Raw genomic sequence first — 20,040 nt, forward strand, 5'->3', positions numbered from 1 at the left:
GCCTGAATTCGGGGACAGCCCCCATCCCAACCTTCCCCCAGAGGGGGAAGGAGCAACACGGAAAGGACACCGCCCATGACCACCACCCTCCAAAGCTACATCGCCGGCCGCTGGATCGGCCAGCAGGCCGCGCAGCAGCTGCGCAGCGCCGTCAACGGCAAGCCCGTGGCCGCGACGCACGCCGAGGCGATCGACTTCGCGGAAGCCCTGCAGTACGCGCGCCGCACCGGCATTCCCGCGCTCATGAAGCTCGACTTCCAGCAGCGCGCCGAGCGCCTGAAGGCACTGGCCAAGTACATCGCTGCGAACAAGGAAACGCTCTACGCCATCTCGGCCCACACGGGCGCGACACGCGCCGACAGCTGGATCGACATCGAAGGCGGCGCCGGCACGCTGAGCGCCTACGCCGGCATCGGCACCAACGAGCTGCCCTCGGGCAACCTGGTGCACGAAGGCCCGGCCTTCCCGCTGGGCAAGAAGGGCGGCTTCGCGGGCACGCACATCCTGGTGCCGCGCGGCGGCGTGGCGGTGCACATCGACGCGTTCAACTTCCCGGTGTGGGGCCTGCTCGAGAAGTTCGCGCCCAGCTTCCTCGCGGGCATGCCCTGCATCGGCAAGCCGGCCACGGCCACCAGCTATCTGACCGAAGCGCTGGTGCGGCTCATCGTGCAGTCGGGCATCCTGCCCGCGGGCAGCCTGCAGCTGGTCATCGGCAGCACGGGCGACCTGCTAGACCGGCTCGAAGGGCCGGACGTGGTCACCTTTACCGGCTCGGCCGACACGGCCGCCAAGCTGCGCGTGCATCCGAACATCGTGCGCCAGTCGATCCCGTTCAATGCCGAGGCCGATTCGCTGAACTGCGCGATCCTCGCGCCCGACGTGACGCCCGACGACGAGGAGTTCGATCTCTTCGTGAAGGAAGTGGCGCGCGAGATGACCATCAAGGCCGGCCAGAAGTGCACGGCCATCCGCCGCGCCATCGTGCCGCGCCAGCACCTCGACGCGGTGGCCGAGCGCCTGCGCGCACGGCTCGCGAAGACGGTGGTGGGCGACCCCTCGCGCGAGGAAGTGCGCATGGGGGCGCTGGCCTCACGCGACCAGCAGGCCGACGTGGCCGAGCGCGTGGCCACGCTGTTGCAGGGCGCCGAGCTGGTGTACGGCGAGCGCGACGGCTTTTCGCCCGTGGGCGACGGCGTGAGCGAAGGCGCCTTCTTCGCGCCCACGCTGCTCCTGAGCCGCAAGCCGCTCGAACACGACGCAGCGCACGACGTGGAAGCCTTCGGCCCCGTCAGCACGCTGATGCCCTACGACGGCATCGACGAGGCGCTGGCGCTGGCCGCGCGCGGCCGGGGCAGCCTGGTCGGCACGCTGGTCACGCGCGACCCGGCCACCGCCGCCAAGGCCATTCCGGTGGCCGCCGCATGGCACGGCCGGCTGCTGGTGCTCGACCGCGAGGCCGCAGCCGAATCGACCGGCCACGGCTCGCCGCTGCCGCAGCTCAAGCACGGTGGCCCCGGCCGCGCGGGCGGCGGCGAGGAGCTCGGCGGCCTGCGCGCGGTGAAGCACTACCTGCAGCGCACCGCCGTGCAGGGCTCGCCCACCATGCTGGCCGCCATCACCGGCGAGCACGTGCGCGGCGCGGCCGTGCGCGAGAGCGAGGTGCACCCCTTCCGCCGCTATTTCGAAGACCTGCGGGTCGGCGATTCGCTGCTCACCCACCGCCGCACCGTCGGCGAGGCCGACATCGTGGCCTTCGGCGGCATCTCGGGCGACTATTTCTACATGCACTTCGACGAGGTGGCGGCGAAGGAATCGCCCTTCGGCAAGCGCATCGCGCACGGCTATTTCGTGCTGTCGGCGGCGGCGGGCCTGTTCGTGTCGCCCTCGCCGGGGCCGGTGCTGGCCAACTACGGCCTGGACACGCTGCGCTTCACCAAGCCGGTGGGCATCGGGGACACCATCCGCGCGCGCCTGACCTGCAAGCGCAAGATCGACCGCAACAAGAAGGACGCGAGCGGCCAGGGCCAGGGCGTGGCGGCATGGGACGTGGAGGTGACGAACCAGGACGGCGAGCTGGTCGCCAGCTACGATATCCTGACCCTCGTTTCCAAGAAGCCCGAAGCGCCCGCCGCCTCGGCCACCGCCTGATGTCTTCCTCCCCGTCTTCCATGTTCGACCTCACCGGCAAAGTCGCGCTCGTCACGGGCGGCAACGGAGGCATCGGCCTCGGCATGGCGCAAGGGCTGGCCAAGGCCGGCGCCCGCGTCATCGTCGCCGCGCGCAACGCGCAGAAATCGGCTGCCGCGGTCGAGGCATTGAAGGCGCTGGGCAGCAACAGCTTCGCGCTGGAGGCCGACGTGAGCGACGAGGCCTCGGTGGCCAGGCTCTTCGACGATGCCGCCGCGCGCTGCGGCCGGCTCGACATCCTCATCAACAACGCGGGCACCACGGTGCGCAAGCCGGTCGACCAGCTCGCGCTGGACGAGTGGCACAAGGTGATGGACACCAACCTCACCAGCGCCTTCCTGTGCAGCCGCGCCGCGCACCCGCACCTGAAGGCCGCGGGCGGCGGCAAGATCATCAACATCGGTTCGATGATGTCGATCTTCGGCGCGCCCTACGCACCGGCCTACGCCGCCAGCAAGGCCGGCATCGTGCAGCTCACCAAGTCGACGGCGCTCTCCTGGGCGGCGGACAACATCCAGGTCAACGCGATCCTGCCGGGCTGGTTCGAGACCGAGCTGACCGACGGTGCGCGCAGCCAGATTCCCGGCCTCTACGAGCGCGTCAAGGCCCGCGCCGCCGCCGGCCGCTGGGGCCAGCCGGGCGACATCGCCGGCACGGCCGTATTCCTGGCGAGCGCCGCGTCGGACTACGTGACGGGAACCGCAATTCCCGTTGACGGCGGCTTCTCCATTTCGGGCTGAAGCCCGCGGGCCGTGTAAATTCGCCCGCCATGCTCTTCTGGATCCAGATCTTCCTTTTCGTTGCCGGCACGGCCGCGCTGGTGTACGTGTCGCGCGGCCCGCTGAGCCAGCCGGGCTCGCACGGTTTCTACCGCTTCTTCGCGTGGGAATGCATGCTGGTGCTGATCGTGCTGAACCTGCCCTGGTGGCACGACGATCCGTTCTCGCCCAGGCAGATCATCTCGTCGCTCTTCTTCGTGGTGTCGATCTGGCTTCCGATCCACGCCGTGCGGCTGCTGAAGGCCAAGGGCAAGCCCAGCGACGCGCGCAACGACGACCCGGCCCTCTACGGCTTCGAGAAGACATCGGCCATCGTCAGCAGCGGCGCCTTCCGCTACATCCGCCACCCCATGTACACGGCGCTGATGCTGCTGGCCTGGGGCGCCTTCCTCAAGCAGTTCAGCTGGCTCACGCTGGCGCTGGTGCTCGCGGCCACGGTGCTGCTGTTCATGACGGCGCTGCGCGACGAGCAGGAGTGCATCGCGCACTTCGGCGACGACTACCGCGCGTACATGCGCGGCACGCGGCGGTTCATTCCGTTCGTGTTCTAGGGCCCGCCGCGCCGCTCTGGAGGGCGCAAGGCCTTTCGCTGCGCCAAATAGAAAGCGCCCCTGACGGGGCGCTATTCACATGACTTCGATGCTCAGCAAGCCTTGCCGTGGGCGGCGTGCGCGCCCTTGGCCTTCGCATCGGCTTCGGACATGTACGAGCCGCGCTTGGTCTTGCCGAAGTACTTGTCGTTGGCGCAGTGATAGACCTTGCCGTTGACCCATACCTGGCCGGCGGCAGGGGCGGCTGCGGGCTTGGCCGCTGGCGCAGCGGCAGCAGGTGCGGCAGCGGGCTTCGTCGCCGCTGGAGCAGGTGCCGTGGCAGCGGCCGGCGCCGTGGCGGGGCTGGCCGTCGCGGGAGCGGCTGGTTGCTGTGCAAAGGCAGAGACGGCAAACACGGAACTGGCCGCCAGCAGGAAAAGGGTCTTCTTCAAGATCGCTCCTTGTGAATCGCACGAAAGCACGTGCATGCAGCGACCAACGCGCTCGCGGCAGCGTAGTTGACGAACGTTTACCTCGATGTGTGACGAGCCGTACGGCGCGAGACCTTTTTCACGTTCGCAAGGCACCTCATCGTCGACGCCCTTTTTCATACGGGCGTCATCCGGAACCTTGCGGGATGCTGACCCGCCCGATCAGGTTCGGTTCACACGAGCCTCATAGCATTCGCGCATGCTGTTGCTCGCACGCGTCCGCCGTTTCGTCGACGCACACCACAAGGCGTGGTGTGTGGCGGGCATGCTGCTGATTCTTCTGCAGCCCTTCATCGCGGCCCATTTCCGCTGCGACGGTCTGGAAGACGAGCCGATGCTGCGCGTACGCGGCGCCAGCGAAACCACCCAGTTCGAGGCCGACGATCGCGCGGACCATCCGTCCGACCGCGAGACCACGCTGTTCGCACAGGCTGCCGCGAGCATCGACCACCCCGATGCCTTCGATCTCGCGCTGAGCACGCTGATGGCGATGGTTCTCGCGCTGTTGCCGCTGGCCATGGCCGTCGCCCGGCTCACCGTTCCCATCGTGCGCCAAGCGCCCGAACGCGTGCCGCCGCACGGCGGCGCGCCACCTCCAGCGCAGCCCTGGCGGCGCTTGCCGCCGACCGTCGCACCACCTTCCGTCAGCTGAGACACGACGACGCCTCGCGCGTCGGGCGGTCTGCTGCGCCTCGCAGCGGGCCATCTCTTCACCTGTCGAAAGGTTCGACCATGTCCGGTTTTCATTGCTGCGCGCATCGCGCCGCCTGGCTTCGTTCGCCCGAGTTTCCACGGCCCCAGATCACGCCAGGGAAGGTGGCGTCATGAACGCACTGAACCATACGCTCTTCCTGTGGCTCACGGCCGGCAGCCAGCCGACGCCGTGGGTGCTGTCCGTCGCATCCGCCTTCGCGCTCTGGGGCAGCTGGATGTGCGCGGGCGTGCTCGCCTTCGCGCTGTGGCGGCACCGCGCCGAGCGCGCCTACCTGTGCATCGTCGCGGCGTTCGCCGGCCTGGCTTCGATGGCCTCGCATGCGATCGCGACGGCAGTCAACATGCCACGCCCCTTCGTTCTCGGGCTGGCACCCGCCTACATCGAGCACGCCGGCCGCGGCTCATTGCCCAGCGCGCACGCAACCGTGATGTTCATGGTGGCGCTGGCCTTCCTGCTGCGCCCCGGCCTGCGCAGGCTGAGCCTGCCGCTGCTGGCGCTCGCAGCCGCCACCGGCTGGGGCCGCGTCTACGTGGGCGTGCATTTCCCGCTCGACATTGCCGCCGGCCTGCTGCTGGGGGGCGCGATCGCCGGGCTGCTTGCCATCACGCAGCACCTTGCACACCGATTTCTTTCTTTTCCGCCGTCGCCAGCAGGCCGCACTCGCGACGACACGGCGGCGGCCGCTTCATTCTGGAGGCATCCATGATTTCTTCGACCGACAACAGCAGGCATGCGCGCGCACCGATCCGCCTGCCGCAGACCGGCGATGCCACCTTGCTGGCCGCTGAAGCCGACACCGGCGCGCAACCCGCCGCGCAGAACGAGACACGCAGCATCTCCTGCGTGATCCCCTGCTACAACGAGGGGCCGAACCTGCGGCGCCTGCTGCCTCTGCTCGAAGACATCCTCTGGGCCACGCGCATGCGCTGGGAGATCATCGTGGTGGACGACGGCAGCACCGACGACACCGTTGCCGTGGCCGAAGCCTGGTGCGAGCTCTCTGGCTTTCGCTGCATCTCGCTGTCGCGCAACTTCGGCAAGGAAGCCGCGCTCACCGCCGGCCTCGCCGCCGCCACGGGCGACGCGGTGGTGCTGCTCGACGGCGATCTGCAGCACTCGCCCGAGCTCATCCACACCATGATCGCGCAGTGGGTGGCCGGCGCCGAGGTGGTGTACGCGGTGCGCGAGCAGCGCAGCGACGAAAGCCGCTTCAAGCAGTTCGGCAGCAGGCTCTTCTACAGCCTGGTCAACGCATCCGACCGCTTCGCCGTGCCCAAGGACGCGGGCGACTTCCGCCTGATGGACCGCAAGGTGGTCGACGCGCTCATGAGCCTGCCCGAGCGCAGCCGCTTCATGAAAGGCCTGTACGCATGGGTGGGCTTCCGTGCCGTGGCGCTGCCCTACACGCCCGCGCCGCGCGCCGAGGGCACCAGCACCTTCAACGCACGCCGGCTGGTGCGGCTGGCGATCGACGGGCTCACGGCCTTCACCACCTGGCCGCTGCGCGCGGTGAGCGTGGCGGGCCTGATGCTGGCGGTGCCGGCCTTCGGGTATGGCGCCTTCGTGGCAATCAACTATCTGCTGTTCGGCAACGAGGTGTCGGGCTGGACCACCATCGTCGTGAGCCTGATGTTCTTCATCGGCATCCAGATGATCTCCACCGGCATCGTGGGCGAGTACATCGCGCGCATTTACGAAGAAGTGAAGGGACGGCCGCTGTACGTGGTGCGCAGCGAGCGCGGCACGGGACTCGAGACCGGGAAGACATGAAACGACCAGCCTCCCCATGGTGGACCGCCCCTCAACCGATATGGCTCATCGCCGCCCTCTTCGCCTGGCTGCTGGCCACCGCATGGATGCGCCCGCTGATGGCGCCCGACGAGGGCCGCTACGGTGGCGTCGCACTCGCCATGCTGCATTCGGGCGACTGGCTGGTGCCCCGTCTCGACGGCCTGCCCTTCTTTCACAAACCGCCGCTGTTCTACTGGATAGGCGCGGCGGCGATGTCGGTCACCGGACCGGTCGAATGGTCGGCGCGGCTACCCTCCGTACTGGGGGGCTGCATGGCGGCGGCGGCGCTCTTTCTCTTCCTGCGCCGCTGGTCGACGGTGCGGCTGGCGCTGCTGTCCACGGTGGTGCTGGTAACCACGCCCTTTTTCTTCCTGGGCGCGCAGTTCGCCAACCTCGACATGCTGGTGGCGGGCTGCATCTCTTGCACCGTGCTGCTGGCGGCTGGCGCCGCGCTGGCCCGGGAGCGCGAGGAGCCGTGGCGCGCGCTGCTGGCCGGCGCCTATCTCTTCGCGGCGGCCGGGCTACTGGCCAAGGGGCTGATCGGCCTCGTGCTGCCCGCCATGGTGATCGTCATCTGGTGCGCGGCAACGCGCAGGCTCGCGGCGCTGCGGATGGCCTTGTGGGTACCGGGCTGGGCAATCCTGCTGGCCGTGGCCGGTCCGTGGTTCGTCGCGATGCAGATGAAGTATCCGGAGTTCTTCGACTACTTCGTCATCACCCAGCACTTCCGGCGCTTCGCGTCCTCGGGCTTCAACAACGAGCACGGCTTCTGGTTCTATCTGCCGGTGCTGGCGGGACTCACGCTGCCCTGGTTCGCCTGGGTATTCGTGCCGCGCGGCGCGAACGACGACGCGGCACGACCCCGCCAGCCGGACATCGACCGGCTGATGTGGATCTGGCTCGCGGTGATCGTCGTGTTCTTCTCGCTGCCGCGCTCCAAGCTGGTGGGCTACGTGCTGCCGGCGCTGCCCCCGCTGGCGTACCTGATCACGCTGCGCGTGCTGGCGGGACGCCCGCCCGAGACGCTGCTGCCCAGGCTGCGGGCAACGACCCTGGCGGCGGCGACGGTGTGCATCGCCTGCGTGATCGCGGTGATGGTGTACTCCTCGCCGCCGGGCACGCGGCTGCGGCTGCCGGCTGGGCAAGCGGTGGCACCGGGTGACCAGGTGCTGATGCTTGACAGCTACCACTACGAGATCCCCTTCTACTGGAACCTGAAAGAACCGGTGATGGTCTCGGACGACTGGAAGGCCGCCGCCGGAGACACGCGCGACAACTGGCGAAAGGAAATCTTCGACGCCAGCCGCTTCGATCCGGCGCGCGCGGCACGCACGCTGGTCGATCGCAGGCAGGTCGCGGACGTACTTTGCGTGCCGCGCACCACCTGGCTCATCGGCTCGAACACGGCGCATCTCGCGAACCCCTGGCTGCATCAGGCGCAGCTGGTGGCGGTGAACGACGGGCTGGCGGCGTGGCGCTTCCCGGGCAGCGCCACGGGCGACCCGCACTGCCTGGATGCGGTGCCCTTCCCCAACCCGGCCTCCGCCCCGCCCTCTGCCCGCCCCTCCGGCACGAACGGCGGCAATGGCTGAACCGCCCCGCTACCTCTGCATCTGCGCCGACGACTTCGGCATGAGCGCGGGCATCAACTCGGCCGTGTTCGAGCTTGCCGAGCGGCGAAAGATCTCCGCGACCAGCGGCATGGTGCGCCGCGAGGCGTGGCTGGCCGGCGCCATGGTGCTGCGGCGCCTGGAACCGGCGGAGTTCGACACCGGCCTGCACCTGGACCTCACACGGCCCGTGCATCCCGGCGGGCCCGAGCCGGGGCTGGGCGGCCTGCTCGCGCGGACCTGGACGCGCACCATCTTCGCGCCGGGTCTGCAGGCCGACATCCGCGACCAGTTCGCCCGCTTCGAGGACGCCATGGGCCGCGCTCCCGCCTTCGTGGACGGGCACCGGCACGTGCACCAGTTCCCGGTGGTGCGCGACCTGCTGGTGGAAGAGATCATGCGGCGCTATGCCTCGTCACCGCCGTGGATCCGCAATACGGCGCCGGGCTGGCGCCATGGGCCCGACCGGCTGAAGGCCGGGGTCATCCATGCGCTGGGCGGTGCGCGGCTGGCGGCACTGGCCGCGCGGCGCGGCATTCCCACCAGCAACCGGCTGCTGGGCGTCTACGACTTCTCGGGCGACATGCACAGGCACGAACAGCGCCTGCGCGAATGGCTCTCGGCCTGCCGTACCGGCGACGTGCTCATGTGCCATCCGTCCGCCGGCATCATGCCCGGCGACCCGCACGGCGATGCGCGCCTGCGCGAGTACAAGGCGCTGCTCGCGCTGCCACTCGAGGCCGGCCGCAACAGCGGGATCACGCTCGCGCCGCTCTCGCGGTGCCTGCGGCGAGGCTGACGAACCGGCCGGTCGCGTGACTGACTGCGCGCACCCTCTCGCCCTCGCCCATGCCCCTCCGAACAGCGCCGCCGCTCCCCGGGTTCGATGCGGCCCGGCCTTCGCGCTTGCCGTGGGCCGTGCCGATGGCACCAGCGGCAGGCGGCAGCTGCTCGGCTTGAGCCCGGCTAACGGACGACAGGCGGCAGCGGCCGCGCATCGACCGCTTCACCGTCGACGATGAAGTGCCCGCCCGCCACATGGTGCAGCGTGCGCAGCTCGTCGTGCCCGTCGAAATGCCAGCGCCCGTTGGAGAACACGCGCTCGTCGGCCTGCGCGGCGATCACCTCGCCGAGGAACAGGTCGTAGCGCTGCTGGATGGACGGCTCGGGCAGCAGCCTGCATTCGAGCCAGGCGGCGCAGCCTTCGAGCAGGGGCGCGTCGGTGGCCTTGCCCGCGAAGGTAGAGAGGCCGTAGGTGGCGAACTTGTCCTGCCCCGACTGCTCGACGATCTCGCGGCCGGAGCTGTTGCCCAGCGTCTCCGTCAGGTCGAGCTGGGCGCGCACCGGCACCTGCAGCGCGAAAGTGCCGGCGCCTTCGAGCAGCTCGCGCGTCCAGGTGCTCTTGTCGAGCACCACCGCCACCTTGGGCGGGTCGAAGTCCAGCGGCATGGCCCAGGCCGCGGCCATGATGTTGCGCTTGCCGCCATGCGCGGCGCTCACGAGCACGGTGGGGCCGTGGTTCAGCAGGCGGTAGGCCCTGTTCAGCGCGACGGGCTGGCGGCGGTTGGCGGTCATGGTGGTCGGTGCGGGTCAGGTTTCGGGGTCGTCCACCGGCACCCGGCGGACGATGACCGTGCGGATGCGCTGCGCATCGACCTCGGTCACCACGAAATCGTACCCGTCGTGCGTCCAGCGGGCATCGCGCGGCGGCAGCCCGCCGAAGCGCGCCAGCAGCAGGCCCGCCACCGAGGTGTAGCTGTCGTCGTCGCCCACGAGGCCGTGGGTCTGCAGCGCCTGCTCCAGCAGGTGCAGGTCGGCGCCGCCGGAAACGGTCCAGGCATCGGGCGCGGTCTGCAGGATCTCCAGCGTCTCGTCCTCGTCCGGGAACTCGCCGGCGATGGCCTCCAGCACGTCGATGGGCGTCACCACGCCGGTGAGCGTGCCGTGCTCGTCGGCAACCAGCGCGAGCTGGCCGCGCGCACCGCGCAGCGTGTCGATGAGACGGATGGCCGTGGTCGATTCGGGCACGTAGATGGGCGCGCGCAGGCCGGCGCCTTCGTCGATCCTTCCGTGGCGCAGCAGCTGGCCCAGCAGGTCCTTGGCTCGCGCGACGCCCACCACCTCGTCGAGCGAGCCTCGGCACACGGGGAAGATGCCGTGCGGCGTGTCGAGCAGTTGCTCGCGCACCGCCACCGGATCGTCGTCGAGGTCCACCCACGAGATATCGGCGCGCGGCGTCATCACCGAACGCACGGTGCGCTCGGCCAGCGAGAGCACGCCGCTCACCATGTTGCGCTCCTCGATGGCGAAGGCTGGCTCTTCCTGCGCTTCGGGCGTTGCGTCGGACGCATCGGCACCGCCGGGCGCGGGCTCACCGCGCGCCCTGCCTCCCAGCAGCCTCAGCACCGACTCGGCCGTGCGCTCGCGCAGCGGCCTGCGCGCCTCGTGCTTCAGCTCGTTGCGCCGCGCCCATTGGTTCAGCGCCTCGATCATCACGGAGAAGCCGATGGCGCCGTACAGGTAGCCCTTGGGAATGTGGAAGCCCAGGCCCTCGGCCACGAGGCTCAGGCCGATCATCAGCAGGAAGCTCAGGCACAGCATCACCACCGTGGGGTGCGCGTTCACGAAGCGGGTGAGCGGCTTGGAGGCCCACAGCATGATGCCGATGGAGATGATGACCGCGGCCATCATCACGGGCAGATGGTCGACCATGCCCACGGCGGTGATTACTGCATCGAGCGAGAACACGGCGTCGAGCACCACGATCTGCGTGACCACCAGCGTGAAGCTCGCGTAGGCCACCGGGCCGGCGGTGGTGCGCGCCGCAACGCCTTCGAGCCGCTCGTGCAGCTCGGAGGTGGCCTTGAACAGCAGGAACAGGCCACCGCCGAACAGGATCAGGTCGCGCCCCGAGAAGCCCTGCCCCCACAGGGAGAACAGCGGCGTGGTCAGCGTCACCAGCCACGAGACGATGGACAGCAGCGCCAGCCGCATGAAGAGCGCAAGGCTCAGGCCGATGAGCCGAGCCCTGTCGCGCTGGTGCGGCGGCAGCTTCTCCGCGAGGATCGCGATGAAGACTAGGTTGTCGATGCCCAGCACGATCTCCAGGACGACCAGCGTCAGAAGACCGAGCCAGACAGCCGGGTCGGAGAGCAGTTCGATCATGACTGGAAGGAGGCGCGCGGATGACCACGGTCCGGCATGGCGCGGGCCATGCCAGAAACGGGCGACTGGGGAGGCTGAAGGCGGAAGACGGCTGCGCAGGGGTCGGTCGCAGCGCCGCTTTGCGGGAGAGTGCTGGCGCAGGCCAGCGGCCTACTGGGAGGCTCGGAGGAAGAGTTCACGCCCACAGTCTAGCGAACGGCCCCTCGCGACCCGGCCATTTCCGCTTGCATCGGTACGGTCAATACCGTAGGCTGACCCGGCGTCCGCGCGCAGCACCCGAGCCCAAGCGGGCCGCCGGGCCTGTTTGCAGGCGTGAAGGAGCCACGCATGCCAAGCCGATCGAACGGCCTCGCGGCCGAAATGGAAGCGGTGCGAACCCTGGCGCTCGTCGGCGCCTCCGCGTCCGGCAAGACCTCCCTTGCTGAGACCCTGCTGCACGAGGCCGGTGCCATCGGCGCACGCGGCAGCGTGGAACGCGGCACCACCGTCAGCGACCATGACCCGCTCGAGAAGCGGATGCAGCATTCGCTCAATGCGTCGCTGATGCACCTCGTGCACGACGGCACGCGCATCCATCTCATCGACACCCCCGGCGGCGCCGACTTCCTGGGCCAGAGCCTGCCCGCGCTGGAGGCTGTCGAAACCGCCGCCGTCGTCGTCAACGCAAGCACCGGCATCGAGCCGATGGCGCTGCGCATGATGGACTACGCGGCCTCGCGCCACCTCGCGCGCCTGATCGTCGTCAACAGAATCGACGACCCCGGTGCCGACCTCGCCGGCCTGCTCGAGCAGATCCAGTCCACCTTCGGCCGCGAATGCCTGCCGCTGAACCTGCCCGCGGCCGGCGGCACGCGCGTGATCGACTGCTTCTACAACCGCGAAGGCGAGTCCGACATCGGCGCCGTCGACGCGGCGCATCGCGCGCTGGTCGAGCAGGTCGTCGAGGTCGACGCGGCTTTTGTCGAGCGCTACCTGACGGACGGCGACGTGGACGCCAGCGAGCTGCATGCGCCGCTCGAACAGGCGCTGCGCGAAGGGCACCTGATTCCCGTGTGCTTCGTCTCGGCGCGCAGCGGCGCGGGTGCGGCGGAGCTGCTCGACATCATCGTCAAGCTGCTGCCCGACCCGAGCGAAGCGAATCCACCGGACTTCCTGCTTGGCGAAGGCGCGGATGCCAAACCGATGCAGGCCAGGCCCGATGCGTCGCTGCATGTGCTGGCGCATGTGTTCAAGGTCACGAGCGACCCCTACGTCGGCAAGCTCGGCATCATGCGCGTGCACCAGGGCACCGTCGCGAGCGACAGCCAGCTCTACATCGGCGATGGCCGCAAGCCTTTCAAGGTGGGACACCTGTTCATGCTCCAGGGCAAGGACCACGTGGAAGTGTCGCGCGCCGTGCCGGGCGACATCGTGGCGGTGGCGAAGGTGGAAGAGATCCAGTTCGACGCCGTGCTGCACGACGCGGCGGAAGACAGCCATGTGCATCTCGCGCCGCTGGAGTTTCCGGTGCCCGTGCACGGACTGGCCGTCGAGCCCAAGCGCCACGGCGACGAACAGCGCGCATGGGAGATCGTCGGCAAGCTTGCGGCCGAAGACCCTTGTTTGCGCATCGAGCACGTGGTCGCGACCAACGAGACAGTTCTCTACGGATTGGGTGAGCTGCACCTGCGCATGGTGCTCGACCGCCTGCGCGAGGTGTATCGCTTCGAAGTCCAGACACGCCCGCCGCGCATCGCCTACCGCGAGACCGTGACCGCGCCAGCCGAGGGCCATCACCGCCACAAGAAACAGACCGGCGGCGCGGGCCAGTTCGGCGAAGTCTTTCTGCGCATCGAACCGCTCGCGCGCGGCGATGGATTTGAGTTCGCCGACGAAGTCAGGGGCGGCGCGATTCCGGGCCAGTTCATTCCCGCCGTCGAGAAAGGCGTGCGCGAAGTGCTGGCGTGCGGCGCCATCGCGGGCTACCCCGTGGTGGACGTGCGCGTGGTGGTGCACGACGGCAAGCACCACAGCGTGGACAGCAAGGACATCGCGTTTGCCACGGCCGGCCGCAAGGCATTCATGGCCGCCATCCGCGAGGCCAGGCCGGTGGTGCTGGAGCCGATCGTGCAGATCGAGATCGTGGCGCCCGAGCATGCCGTGGGCGATGTGACGAGCGATCTTTCGTCACGGCGCGGGCTGGTCACCGGCACTTCGACTCTTGGGGCGGGTGCTGCGGCTGTGCGGGGGCAGGTGCCCATGGCGGAACTGGCGAGCTATCAGTCGCGGCTCAATGCGATGACGAGTGGGCAGGGGCGGTACACGATCACGCTGTCGCACTACGAGGCCGTGCCGCCGAATGTGCAGCAGGTCTTGATGGGGCAGTATCGGGGGCGGGAAGAAGATCAGTGAGGGATCAGTGAGGCCGCTCTGCGTGGCTATGCAGCGCCCGTCACGTCAAACAAAGGCGTGATCGGGATTGGCGTCCCGCTGAAATCACTGCGACGTAAAGCCGCAGTCACCGCGCAGGGTCTGCGGCTTCGTCGTTCGTGTCTCCAGTTTTGGCGGCTCGACGTGCGGGCGCGAGCCCGGCCGGTTTCATGCAAGTGGTTCCCGGTACGCCAACTCGTCGAGCCGCCGCCCTCGATTGGCGTTGGGTGCGGCTGAGCGCGTTGCACAATGAGAGCGCGGCGTCCGCCGCCTCGTAAGCAGAGCCGGCCCGCTTGCAGGCCGAGGTGACATCCTCTTCCACCTGCCTGACGACCCGTCACTTTTTTCGTGCTGAACTGGTGGGTTTCGTGAACATCCCATCACGGGCATTCAGTGGAAGTAGGTAACTCACGCGCCCGGTACTCAGTCAGCCCGAGCGCGGCTGCGCCTATAGGTGAAACGCCGCCAACCCACCCACAGCAAGCCCCGCCACAGCCACCCCAAACATCGCCCTCTCCAGCCACTTCCGCCTGGTCAACAACGCAATGGCAGCCAGCGCAATAGAAACCTGCAACACAGTAGTAGCCTGAGCCCACCGATGATGCTGATGCATCTGCTCATCCGACTTCGCATCCCACTGGCTCGCCTCCGCCTCCAGCTTCTTCGCCTCGGTCTGGATGTCGGTCTTCTCCTGCTCGTAGCGCGTCACCTTGGCCTGCCAGCCTTGCCTGCGTGCATCGTCCGTCGCGGTGTCGCGGGCGAACTCGGCGAGGGCCTGCTTGGTGCTCTTCGACTGGAAGTAATTCCACTGGTTGGAGGCTTCGGTCTTCTTGATGGCAGCGTTGTTCTTGTAGATGCCGGCGTTGGCCTGGGTGGCGCCGCCCATGTACGCGAAGATGGCGCCGAAGGTGGCGATGACGGCGGTGCACATCGCGATCTTGCTCGTCGTGCTCATGCCGCCGGATTGCTCATGCGCCGTTGTCGTCTCCGTCGCATGGTGATCGTGGCTGCGTCCATGGCCGTCTCCGTGGCCGCCCGATGCGGCGTGCTCGAGTTCGTGGTCGTGCGGGCCGTGCACGTGAAAGCCGTGTCCTGACATTGGAGCCTTGTCGTAGAGAAATGTGGTTTTCGGGCGCGCGGGAGTATGCCCGTTCGACGAGTCAGCTTCCGGTCCGCCAGCCATTGCCAGCATGAGGCGACAAAAGCACACTTGCCAGCCCATGGCCGCCGAAACCGCACCAACTCCGACAGCCAACGCCCGCCGCCCCGGCTTCGCCGACATCGTGGCGGGTATTTCCATCGCAGGCCTGCTGCTTCCCGAGGCTGTGGCCTATTCGGGCATCGCGGGGCTGCCGCCGCAGGCCGGAGTGATCGCGCTCTTCGCGGGGCTGCTGGTCTATGGACTCTTCGGCAGCAGCCGCTTCGCGATCGTTTCCGCCACATCTTCCTCGGCCGCCGTGCTGTTCGCGGCCACCACTTCGATCGTTGGCGTGGACACCGCCACGCGGCTGGCGATGGGCATGGGCATCGTTCTTCTCGCCGGTGTGTTCTTCGTCATCGCGGGTGTCGCCCGGCTTGGCGCGGTGTCCAGCCTGATCGCCAAGCCGGTGCTGCGCGGCTTCGCGCTGGGGCTGGCGCTCACCATCGTGGTCAAGCAGTTGCCCAAGGTGCTCGACGTGCATCCGGCGCACAGCGATTTCCTCGGGCTCCTCACCGGGGTGGTGGCCGAATGGCGGCACTGGAACCTCGCGGGCGCGGCCATGGCGCTGGTGGCGCTGGTGCTGCTGCGCGGCCTCGCACGCTGGCGCGCGGTGCCGGCGGCGCTGCTGGTGATCGTGGCGGGCATCGTGCTCGACGTGCAGGGCTTCTGCCATGCATGGGGCGTGGCGGCGGTGGGGCCGATCTCGCTCGACTTCTCGCATCCGGCGGTGCCGCGGCTCGACCGCGCGCAGTGGCAGAACCTCGGCGGTCTGGCCTTCGCGATGGCGCTGATCCTCTATGCCGAGTCCTACGGCTCCATCCGCACCTTCGCGATGCGCCATGGCGACAACGTGTCGGCCAACCGCGACCTGCTGGCGCTGGGCGGCGCGAACCTGCTGTCGGCGCTGTTCCAGGGCATGCCGGTGGGCGCGGGCTATTCGGCCACGTCGGCCAACGAATCAGCCGGTGCAAGGAGCCGCGCGGCGGGCATCGTGGCAGGGCTGGTGGTGCTGGTGGCGGTGCTCACGCTGCTGCCGTGGATCGCGCACACGCCCGAGCCGCTGCTGGCGGCCATCGTGATCCACGCGGTGAGCCACACGCTGAACCCGGCCTCGCTGCGGCCCTACTTCCACTGGCGCCGCGATCGGCTCGTGGCGCTGGTGGCGGTCGCGGCGGTGCTGGTGCTGGGCGTGCTCAACGGCCTGCTGGCAGCCATCGGCGTGAGCCTGCTGTTGCTGCTTCGCGGCTTCTCGCGCACCACGGTGAGCTGGCTCGGGCGGCTGGGCCAGAGCCACGACTTCGTCGACACCGCGCGCCACCCCGAGGCGGTGGTGCCGCCGGGCGTGCTCATCGCGCGGCCCGAGGTGCCGCTTTTCTTCGGCAACGCGGATGCAGTGTTCGCATCGATCCGCGCGCGCATCGACGCCACGCCGGTCCTGCAGCGCATGGTGCTGAGCCTGGAGGAATCGCCCGACCTCGACGCGACCAGCATCGAGGCGCTGTGCGACTTCGCCGCCTACGTGCGCGTGCGCGGCGTGCGCCTGTCGCTGGCGCGCGTGAAGGACGACGTGCGCGACCTGCTGGCCAAGGTGAATTCGCCCGATCTGCACGCCGAGGTGTATGCGCCGTGGAGCGTGGACGACGCGGTGCCTTCAGCTGCGTGAGCAGCCCGACGAGCGCTCGAACGGCGTCAGCCCGCCAGAAAATCCGGCTGCCGAAATTTCTTCTCGAGGAACTGCCCATTGGCCACCAGCGCGGCGGCATCGCTCGAAGCCACGTTGGCGACGATCTCGCGCAGTTTGGCGTCGAGCAGGCCGAGCTGCTCGCCGAGCAGCTGGCGCGCGGTCTTGCCGTCCTTCACCGCATGCGTGATGCGAAAGGCCGGTGGCAACGCGACGTAGTTGGCCAGCGTCTCGGGCAGGTAGCGCAGCACGGTCTCGCGCACGGTGAACAGGTCGTCGCCGTGCGAGCCCGCGCCCACGAGGCGCGGCAGCACCTCGCCCACCGAGCCGCGCACGTTGTCGAGGCTCTTGCGCATGTCCTCGGTGAGGTGCGGCTGCGCCTGCGCGACCACGCGGTCGAGGCGCTCCAGCGTCTGCTCGACGCTGAGGCTGTCCTCGATGCGGCGCTCCAGCTCGGGTGCCTTGCGGCCCAGCAGGCAGCCGGCAACGTAGAGGCCGGCGGTGATGAGCAGCCAGCCCCGATCGATGACGCCGGCGAAGAGCAGCGCCGGCCCCAGCAACGCCAGCGCGCAGCCCAGGATGTTGCCGTTGCCGTAGAGGAACAACAGCGCGCGCAGCTTCAGCGAACGCTGCGGCATCACTGGTAGCCCCGGATTTCCTTGAACACCTGCCCCAGCTGCAGCTTGCGGCCGTCGAACTCGCGGCCGCCCGAGAGCTGCGCGATTTCCTGCATCTCGCTCACGCTGGCCTCGCCGAACAGGATCGGGAAGATGCGCGCCGGAAAACCGCCTGCCGCGTAGCGCTCGCGGAAGTCGCGCAGCTTCAGGCCCGAGTTGTTCTCGCCATCGGTCAGCAGCACGATGCTCACGAAGCGGTCGGGCTCGCGCTGCTGTTCCTTGCGCGCGAGGTCTTCGGCCGCTGCCAGCGCAGAGTAGATGGCGGTGCCGCCGTTGGCCGACATCGAATCGGCCAGCCGGCGCAGCTCTTCGCGCGCGGCTGCGATGTGGTCGGCGTCGAAGCGCACCCAAACCGGTTCCTGCACATCGGTGGAGAAGGTGATGAGCACCACGCGCTCGCGGCTCTGGAAGGCGCTGTAGCGCGCGCTCGCGCTGGCCGCTTCGTCCGCGCCCGAGAGCAGCTTGAGCGCCTCGCGCATCGATGCCAGCCGCTTGCCGGCCATGGAACCGCTGAGGTCGAGCACGAAGATCGAGGTGGCGGGCTTGCGCCATTGCGACTGGTAGGTGCCGAGCACCGCGTCGATCACCTCCAGCCGGTTGGGAAAGCCCAGCTCGGCCACGGCGGCGGTGGGCAGCGCGCTGGCCGCTGCCACTTCGGGATTGGCGGGGCGCAGAAAGGCGGCGGAGAGTGCATCGCGCTGGAAGGGCGCGGCCTTGAGCGTCGCGACAAGCTTGGTGTACGCATCGCGCTTGTCGGCGTTGAGCAGCATCAGCGGGTAGTCGGCCGAGATCATGCCGTCGCGCGGGTAGATCAGCGTGAGCTTGTCGGCGGCGGGCAGCTTCTCGTTGGCGCGCAGGATCACTGCCTCGTAGTTGACCATCGCGTCGATGGCGGACGGGTCCTTCACGTAGGAGTCGGCGAGCCAGCCCGAGCTGCCTGCCGTGAGCTTCTGGCCCGAGAGAAAGGCCTTCAGCGTCTTCTCGTCCACGTCCTGCGCGGTCAGGTCCTCGGTCTTGCCCGCGAGCGCGGAGGCCACGGCGAAGAGCGCGCTCATGCCGGTGTTGGAGCTGGTGGCATTGGTCATGCCGTAGCGCAGCTGGCCGGCGCCGGCCGCCTTGGCGATCTCGGCCCAGCCCGGCGGTCGCTTGTTCCAGCCGAGCTGCGCGGCCTTGGCGCTCTTCACGCCGAGAGCTATGCGCGAATAGAAGAGCTTGTCGCGCGCCAGCGGCTTGGCTTGCAGCGCCAGCGCTGGGTAGGCGCCGTTGGGCGGCAGGATGGCGTCGAAGCGCTCGCCGGCGTTGATGCGCTCGACGATGTCGAGCGTGCCGGCGTAGGAGAGCTTCAGCTCCACGCCGGCCGACTGCGCGGCGGCGACGATGGACGCTTCGAGATCCTTGAGCTCGGAGCCGGCCAGGATGGTGAAGGCCGAGCCGGCCGCCACGGCCGGCGCAGCGCTCGTAGCCTGGCTGGTGTCTTCCTTGCCGCAGGCCGCGAGCCCCACGGCCATGGCCGCAAGGGCCGCGAGCGCGAACAGACGCTTCAACAGACTCACAGCGCGACCTCGCCGCGCGCCTGGCTCATCGCCTCGGTGGCTTCCTGGCGGCGCACGCGGTCGAGGTAGGTGCGGCTCTTGGCGACTTCGTTGGTCAGCGTGTCCACCGTGGTCTGCATGGAGTCGAGAGCGCGGCTCTTGAAATCGGCGATGGTGTCCATGGTCTGGTAGATGTTGGCGAAGGCCTGCTGCAGCTTGGCGACCTCGATGGTGCTGGAGGCCGCCTGCTGGTGGATGGCGCTGCTCTGGTCGCGCAGCATTTCGCTGGTGCTGGCGATGAGGTTGCCGGTGGTGGCGTTGAGCGCGCTGATCTGGTCGAGCACCAGCTTCTGGTTGGACAGCGCCTGCGCCACGATCACCGCGGTGCGCAGCGCGGCCACGGTGGTGGTGGTGGCGCGGTCCACGCCCTTCATGAGCTCCAGGTTGTTCTTGCGTATCATGTCCAGAGCGAGGTAGCCCTGGATGTTCACCGCCAGCTGCGTAAGCAGGTCGGTGACCTTCTGGCGAGAGTAGAAGAGCATTTCCTCGCGGACCACGCGGGCCTTCTCGGGGTCGGTGGCGTCGAGTTCGCGCGCCTTGGCGTCGAGCTTGCCGTCGAGAGCCTTGCCGATGTGCACGTATTTCTCGAGCCGCTCCATCAGCGTCCAGAGGTTGACCTTTTCCTGCTCGATGGCGGTGTTGTCGCGCAGCAGCTCGTCCTTGCCGCGCTTGAGCGACTCGATGATGGCGTTGAGGTGCGTCTGCGACGACTGGTAGCGCTCGAAGTACGCAATGAGCTTGTTGCCCAGCGGAATGAGGCCCAGCAGCTTGCGCGCCGAGAACAGGTCGCCTTGCTTCGACGGGTCGAGGTCTTCCACCTGGTGGCGCAGGTCGATGAGCGACTGCCCGATCTGCGCGCCCTTGTCGAAGAGGCCGTTGCGCAACGAGCCCACGGGCCGGTCGAGCATGCGGTTGGAGACCGAGGCCGAGGCCTCGATGTCCTTGTTGCCCATGGAGTGGATGCGCTCCACCGCTTCCTTGAACTGCGGATGCTGGCTGTCGTGCGCGGTGATGTCCTCGATGAAGCGGTCCACCTGCGCGTCGAGCTCGGCCACGTCCTCGGCCTTCAGGCGCACCTTGCCGCTGGCCGACTCCACGGGCACCGGCGCGACGGGTGCGGGTGGCTCGAGGGTGAAGGACTGCGGCGGCTGCAGGTCGATGGAAACGGGTGCGGTAGTGGTGGTGGTGACGGGTGCGTTCATGGCGTTCCTG

General features: G+C 68.7%; 17 protein-coding genes. 10 read left to right on the forward strand and 7 right to left on the reverse strand.

All coding sequences use genetic code 11. From position 1 onward, the window contains the following. Window positions 1–75 precede the first annotated feature (75 nt). Genes paaZ through QMO14_RS11635 form a run of 3 tightly spaced genes read left to right on the forward strand, consistent with a single transcriptional unit; the run spans window position 76 to window position 3,517 of the window. Entirely contained in the window at window positions 76–2,148 is a 2,073-nt protein-coding gene (gene paaZ / locus QMO14_RS11625) for a phenylacetic acid degradation bifunctional protein PaaZ (RefSeq protein ID WP_301507346.1), read from the forward strand. Further along, the gene (locus tag QMO14_RS11630; RefSeq protein WP_301507348.1) at window positions 2,148–2,927 is read left to right on the forward strand and encodes an SDR family NAD(P)-dependent oxidoreductase; all 780 of its coding nucleotides are present in this window, start codon (window positions 2,148–2,150) and stop codon (window positions 2,925–2,927) included. Before paaZ ends, QMO14_RS11630 begins: the two co-directional genes overlap by 1 nt. Window positions 2,928–2,956: 29 nt before the next feature. Continuing rightward, window positions 2,957–3,517 (forward strand): isoprenylcysteine carboxylmethyltransferase family protein, encoded by a 561-nt coding sequence (locus QMO14_RS11635; RefSeq protein WP_301507350.1) that lies wholly within the window; start codon window positions 2,957–2,959, stop codon window positions 3,515–3,517. Window positions 3,518–3,609: 92 nt separating this feature from the next. Here QMO14_RS11635 and QMO14_RS11640 read toward each other — a convergent pair whose 3' ends face one another. Then, a complete protein-coding gene (locus QMO14_RS11640) occupies window positions 3,610–3,948 on the reverse strand; it encodes a hypothetical protein (RefSeq protein WP_301507352.1) in 339 nt (112 codons plus the stop codon). A 238-nt stretch (window positions 3,949–4,186) separates the two neighbouring features. Between QMO14_RS11640 and QMO14_RS11645 the strand changes: the two genes are divergently transcribed. The 5 genes from QMO14_RS11645 (at window position 4,187) to QMO14_RS11665 (ending at window position 8,902) form a co-directional block, all read left to right on the forward strand. Continuing rightward, window positions 4,187–4,639, forward strand: a complete 453-nt coding sequence (locus QMO14_RS11645; protein ID WP_301507354.1) for a hypothetical protein — start codon at window positions 4,187–4,189, stop codon at window positions 4,637–4,639. A gap of 172 nt (window positions 4,640–4,811) precedes the next feature. Continuing rightward, window positions 4,812–5,408 (forward strand): phosphatase PAP2 family protein, encoded by a 597-nt coding sequence (locus tag QMO14_RS11650; RefSeq protein WP_301507357.1) that lies wholly within the window; start codon window positions 4,812–4,814, stop codon window positions 5,406–5,408. Continuing rightward, window positions 5,405–6,472, forward strand: a complete 1,068-nt coding sequence (locus QMO14_RS11655; RefSeq protein ID WP_301507358.1) for a glycosyltransferase family 2 protein — start codon at window positions 5,405–5,407, stop codon at window positions 6,470–6,472. The genes QMO14_RS11650 and QMO14_RS11655 overlap by 4 nt, the downstream gene beginning before the upstream one ends. Further along, on the forward strand, window positions 6,469–8,085 hold the full coding sequence (locus tag QMO14_RS11660) for a glycosyltransferase family 39 protein (RefSeq protein ID WP_301507360.1): 1,617 nt from the start codon (window positions 6,469–6,471) through the stop codon (window positions 8,083–8,085). The genes QMO14_RS11655 and QMO14_RS11660 overlap by 4 nt, the downstream gene beginning before the upstream one ends. Next, a complete protein-coding gene (locus QMO14_RS11665) occupies window positions 8,078–8,902 on the forward strand; it encodes a ChbG/HpnK family deacetylase (RefSeq protein WP_301507362.1) in 825 nt (274 codons plus the stop codon). Before QMO14_RS11660 ends, QMO14_RS11665 begins: the two co-directional genes overlap by 8 nt. A 167-nt stretch (window positions 8,903–9,069) precedes the next feature. On the opposite strand, the gene QMO14_RS11670 is transcribed toward QMO14_RS11665, so the two are convergent. Together QMO14_RS11670 and QMO14_RS11675 are read right to left on the reverse strand one after the other, a co-directional pair. Next, the gene (locus QMO14_RS11670; RefSeq protein ID WP_301507364.1) at window positions 9,070–9,678 is read right to left on the reverse strand and encodes a flavin reductase family protein; all 609 of its coding nucleotides are present in this window, start codon (window positions 9,676–9,678) and stop codon (window positions 9,070–9,072) included. A gap of 15 nt (window positions 9,679–9,693) precedes the next feature. Further along, entirely contained in the window at window positions 9,694–11,265 is a 1,572-nt protein-coding gene (locus QMO14_RS11675) for a TerC family protein (RefSeq protein WP_301507391.1), read from the reverse strand. Between the two features lie 330 nt (window positions 11,266–11,595). Between QMO14_RS11675 and fusA the strand changes: the two genes are divergently transcribed. Beyond that, entirely contained in the window at window positions 11,596–13,659 is a 2,064-nt protein-coding gene (gene fusA / locus QMO14_RS11680) for an elongation factor G (protein ID WP_301507366.1), read from the forward strand. Window positions 13,660–14,125: 466 nt separating this feature from the next. Here the strand turns inward: fusA and QMO14_RS11685 are convergent, their stop codons facing one another. Further along, window positions 14,126–14,776 carry a DUF4337 domain-containing protein gene (locus QMO14_RS11685; RefSeq protein ID WP_301507392.1) on the reverse strand — a complete coding sequence of 217 codons (651 nt, stop codon included), beginning with the start codon at window positions 14,774–14,776 and terminating at the stop codon, window positions 14,126–14,128. Between the two features lie 121 nt (window positions 14,777–14,897). On the opposite strand from QMO14_RS11685, the gene QMO14_RS11690 reads away from it, so the two are divergent. Then, window positions 14,898–16,541, forward strand: coding sequence for a SulP family inorganic anion transporter (locus QMO14_RS11690; protein WP_301507368.1), 1,644 nt, complete (start codon window positions 14,898–14,900; stop codon window positions 16,539–16,541). 26 nt (window positions 16,542–16,567) lie between these two features. Here QMO14_RS11690 and QMO14_RS11695 read toward each other — a convergent pair whose 3' ends face one another. Genes QMO14_RS11695 through QMO14_RS11705 form a run of 3 tightly spaced genes read right to left on the reverse strand, consistent with a single transcriptional unit; the run spans window position 16,568 to window position 20,030 of the window. Continuing rightward, window positions 16,568–17,197, reverse strand: coding sequence for a hypothetical protein (locus QMO14_RS11695; protein ID WP_301507370.1), 630 nt, complete (start codon window positions 17,195–17,197; stop codon window positions 16,568–16,570). Beyond that, window positions 17,197–18,789 carry a substrate-binding domain-containing protein gene (locus tag QMO14_RS11700; RefSeq protein WP_301507372.1) on the reverse strand — a complete coding sequence of 531 codons (1,593 nt, stop codon included), beginning with the start codon at window positions 18,787–18,789 and terminating at the stop codon, window positions 17,197–17,199. The genes QMO14_RS11695 and QMO14_RS11700 overlap by 1 nt, the downstream gene beginning before the upstream one ends. Then, complete coding sequence (locus QMO14_RS11705) at window positions 18,786–20,030, reverse strand: toxic anion resistance protein (RefSeq protein WP_301507374.1); 1,245 nt, start codon at window positions 20,028–20,030, stop codon at window positions 18,786–18,788. The genes QMO14_RS11700 and QMO14_RS11705 overlap by 4 nt, the downstream gene beginning before the upstream one ends. Window positions 20,031–20,040: the final 10 nt, after the last annotated feature.

The organism is Variovorax sp. CAN15 (genome assembly GCF_030462475.1).
Taxonomy (GTDB): domain Bacteria; phylum Pseudomonadota; class Gammaproteobacteria; order Burkholderiales; family Burkholderiaceae_C; genus Variovorax.

Bases quoted from the DNA above. Each gene is read 5' to 3' on its own strand.
- paaZ (WP_301507346.1), top strand. From the start codon at position 76: ATGACCACCACCCTCCAAAGCTACATCGCCGGCCGCTGGATCGGCCAG.
- QMO14_RS11630 (WP_301507348.1), top strand. From the start codon at position 2,148: ATGTCTTCCTCCCCGTCTTCCATGTTCGACCTCACCGGCAAAGTCGCG.
- QMO14_RS11635 (WP_301507350.1), top strand. From the start codon at position 2,957: ATGCTCTTCTGGATCCAGATCTTCCTTTTCGTTGCCGGCACGGCCGCG.
- QMO14_RS11645 (WP_301507354.1), top strand. From the start codon at position 4,187: ATGCTGTTGCTCGCACGCGTCCGCCGTTTCGTCGACGCACACCACAAG.
- QMO14_RS11650 (WP_301507357.1), top strand. From the start codon at position 4,812: ATGAACGCACTGAACCATACGCTCTTCCTGTGGCTCACGGCCGGCAGC.
- QMO14_RS11655 (WP_301507358.1), top strand. From the start codon at position 5,405: ATGATTTCTTCGACCGACAACAGCAGGCATGCGCGCGCACCGATCCGC.
- QMO14_RS11660 (WP_301507360.1), top strand. From the start codon at position 6,469: ATGAAACGACCAGCCTCCCCATGGTGGACCGCCCCTCAACCGATATGG.
- QMO14_RS11665 (WP_301507362.1), top strand. From the start codon at position 8,078: ATGGCTGAACCGCCCCGCTACCTCTGCATCTGCGCCGACGACTTCGGC.
- QMO14_RS11670 (WP_301507364.1), bottom strand. From the start codon at position 9,678: ATGACCGCCAACCGCCGCCAGCCCGTCGCGCTGAACAGGGCCTACCGC.
- fusA (WP_301507366.1), top strand. From the start codon at position 11,596: ATGCCAAGCCGATCGAACGGCCTCGCGGCCGAAATGGAAGCGGTGCGA.
- QMO14_RS11685 (WP_301507392.1), bottom strand. From the start codon at position 14,776: ATGTCAGGACACGGCTTTCACGTGCACGGCCCGCACGACCACGAACTC.
- QMO14_RS11690 (WP_301507368.1), top strand. From the start codon at position 14,898: ATGGCCGCCGAAACCGCACCAACTCCGACAGCCAACGCCCGCCGCCCC.
- QMO14_RS11695 (WP_301507370.1), bottom strand. From the start codon at position 17,197: ATGCCGCAGCGTTCGCTGAAGCTGCGCGCGCTGTTGTTCCTCTACGGC.
- QMO14_RS11705 (WP_301507374.1), bottom strand. From the start codon at position 20,030: ATGAACGCACCCGTCACCACCACCACTACCGCACCCGTTTCCATCGAC.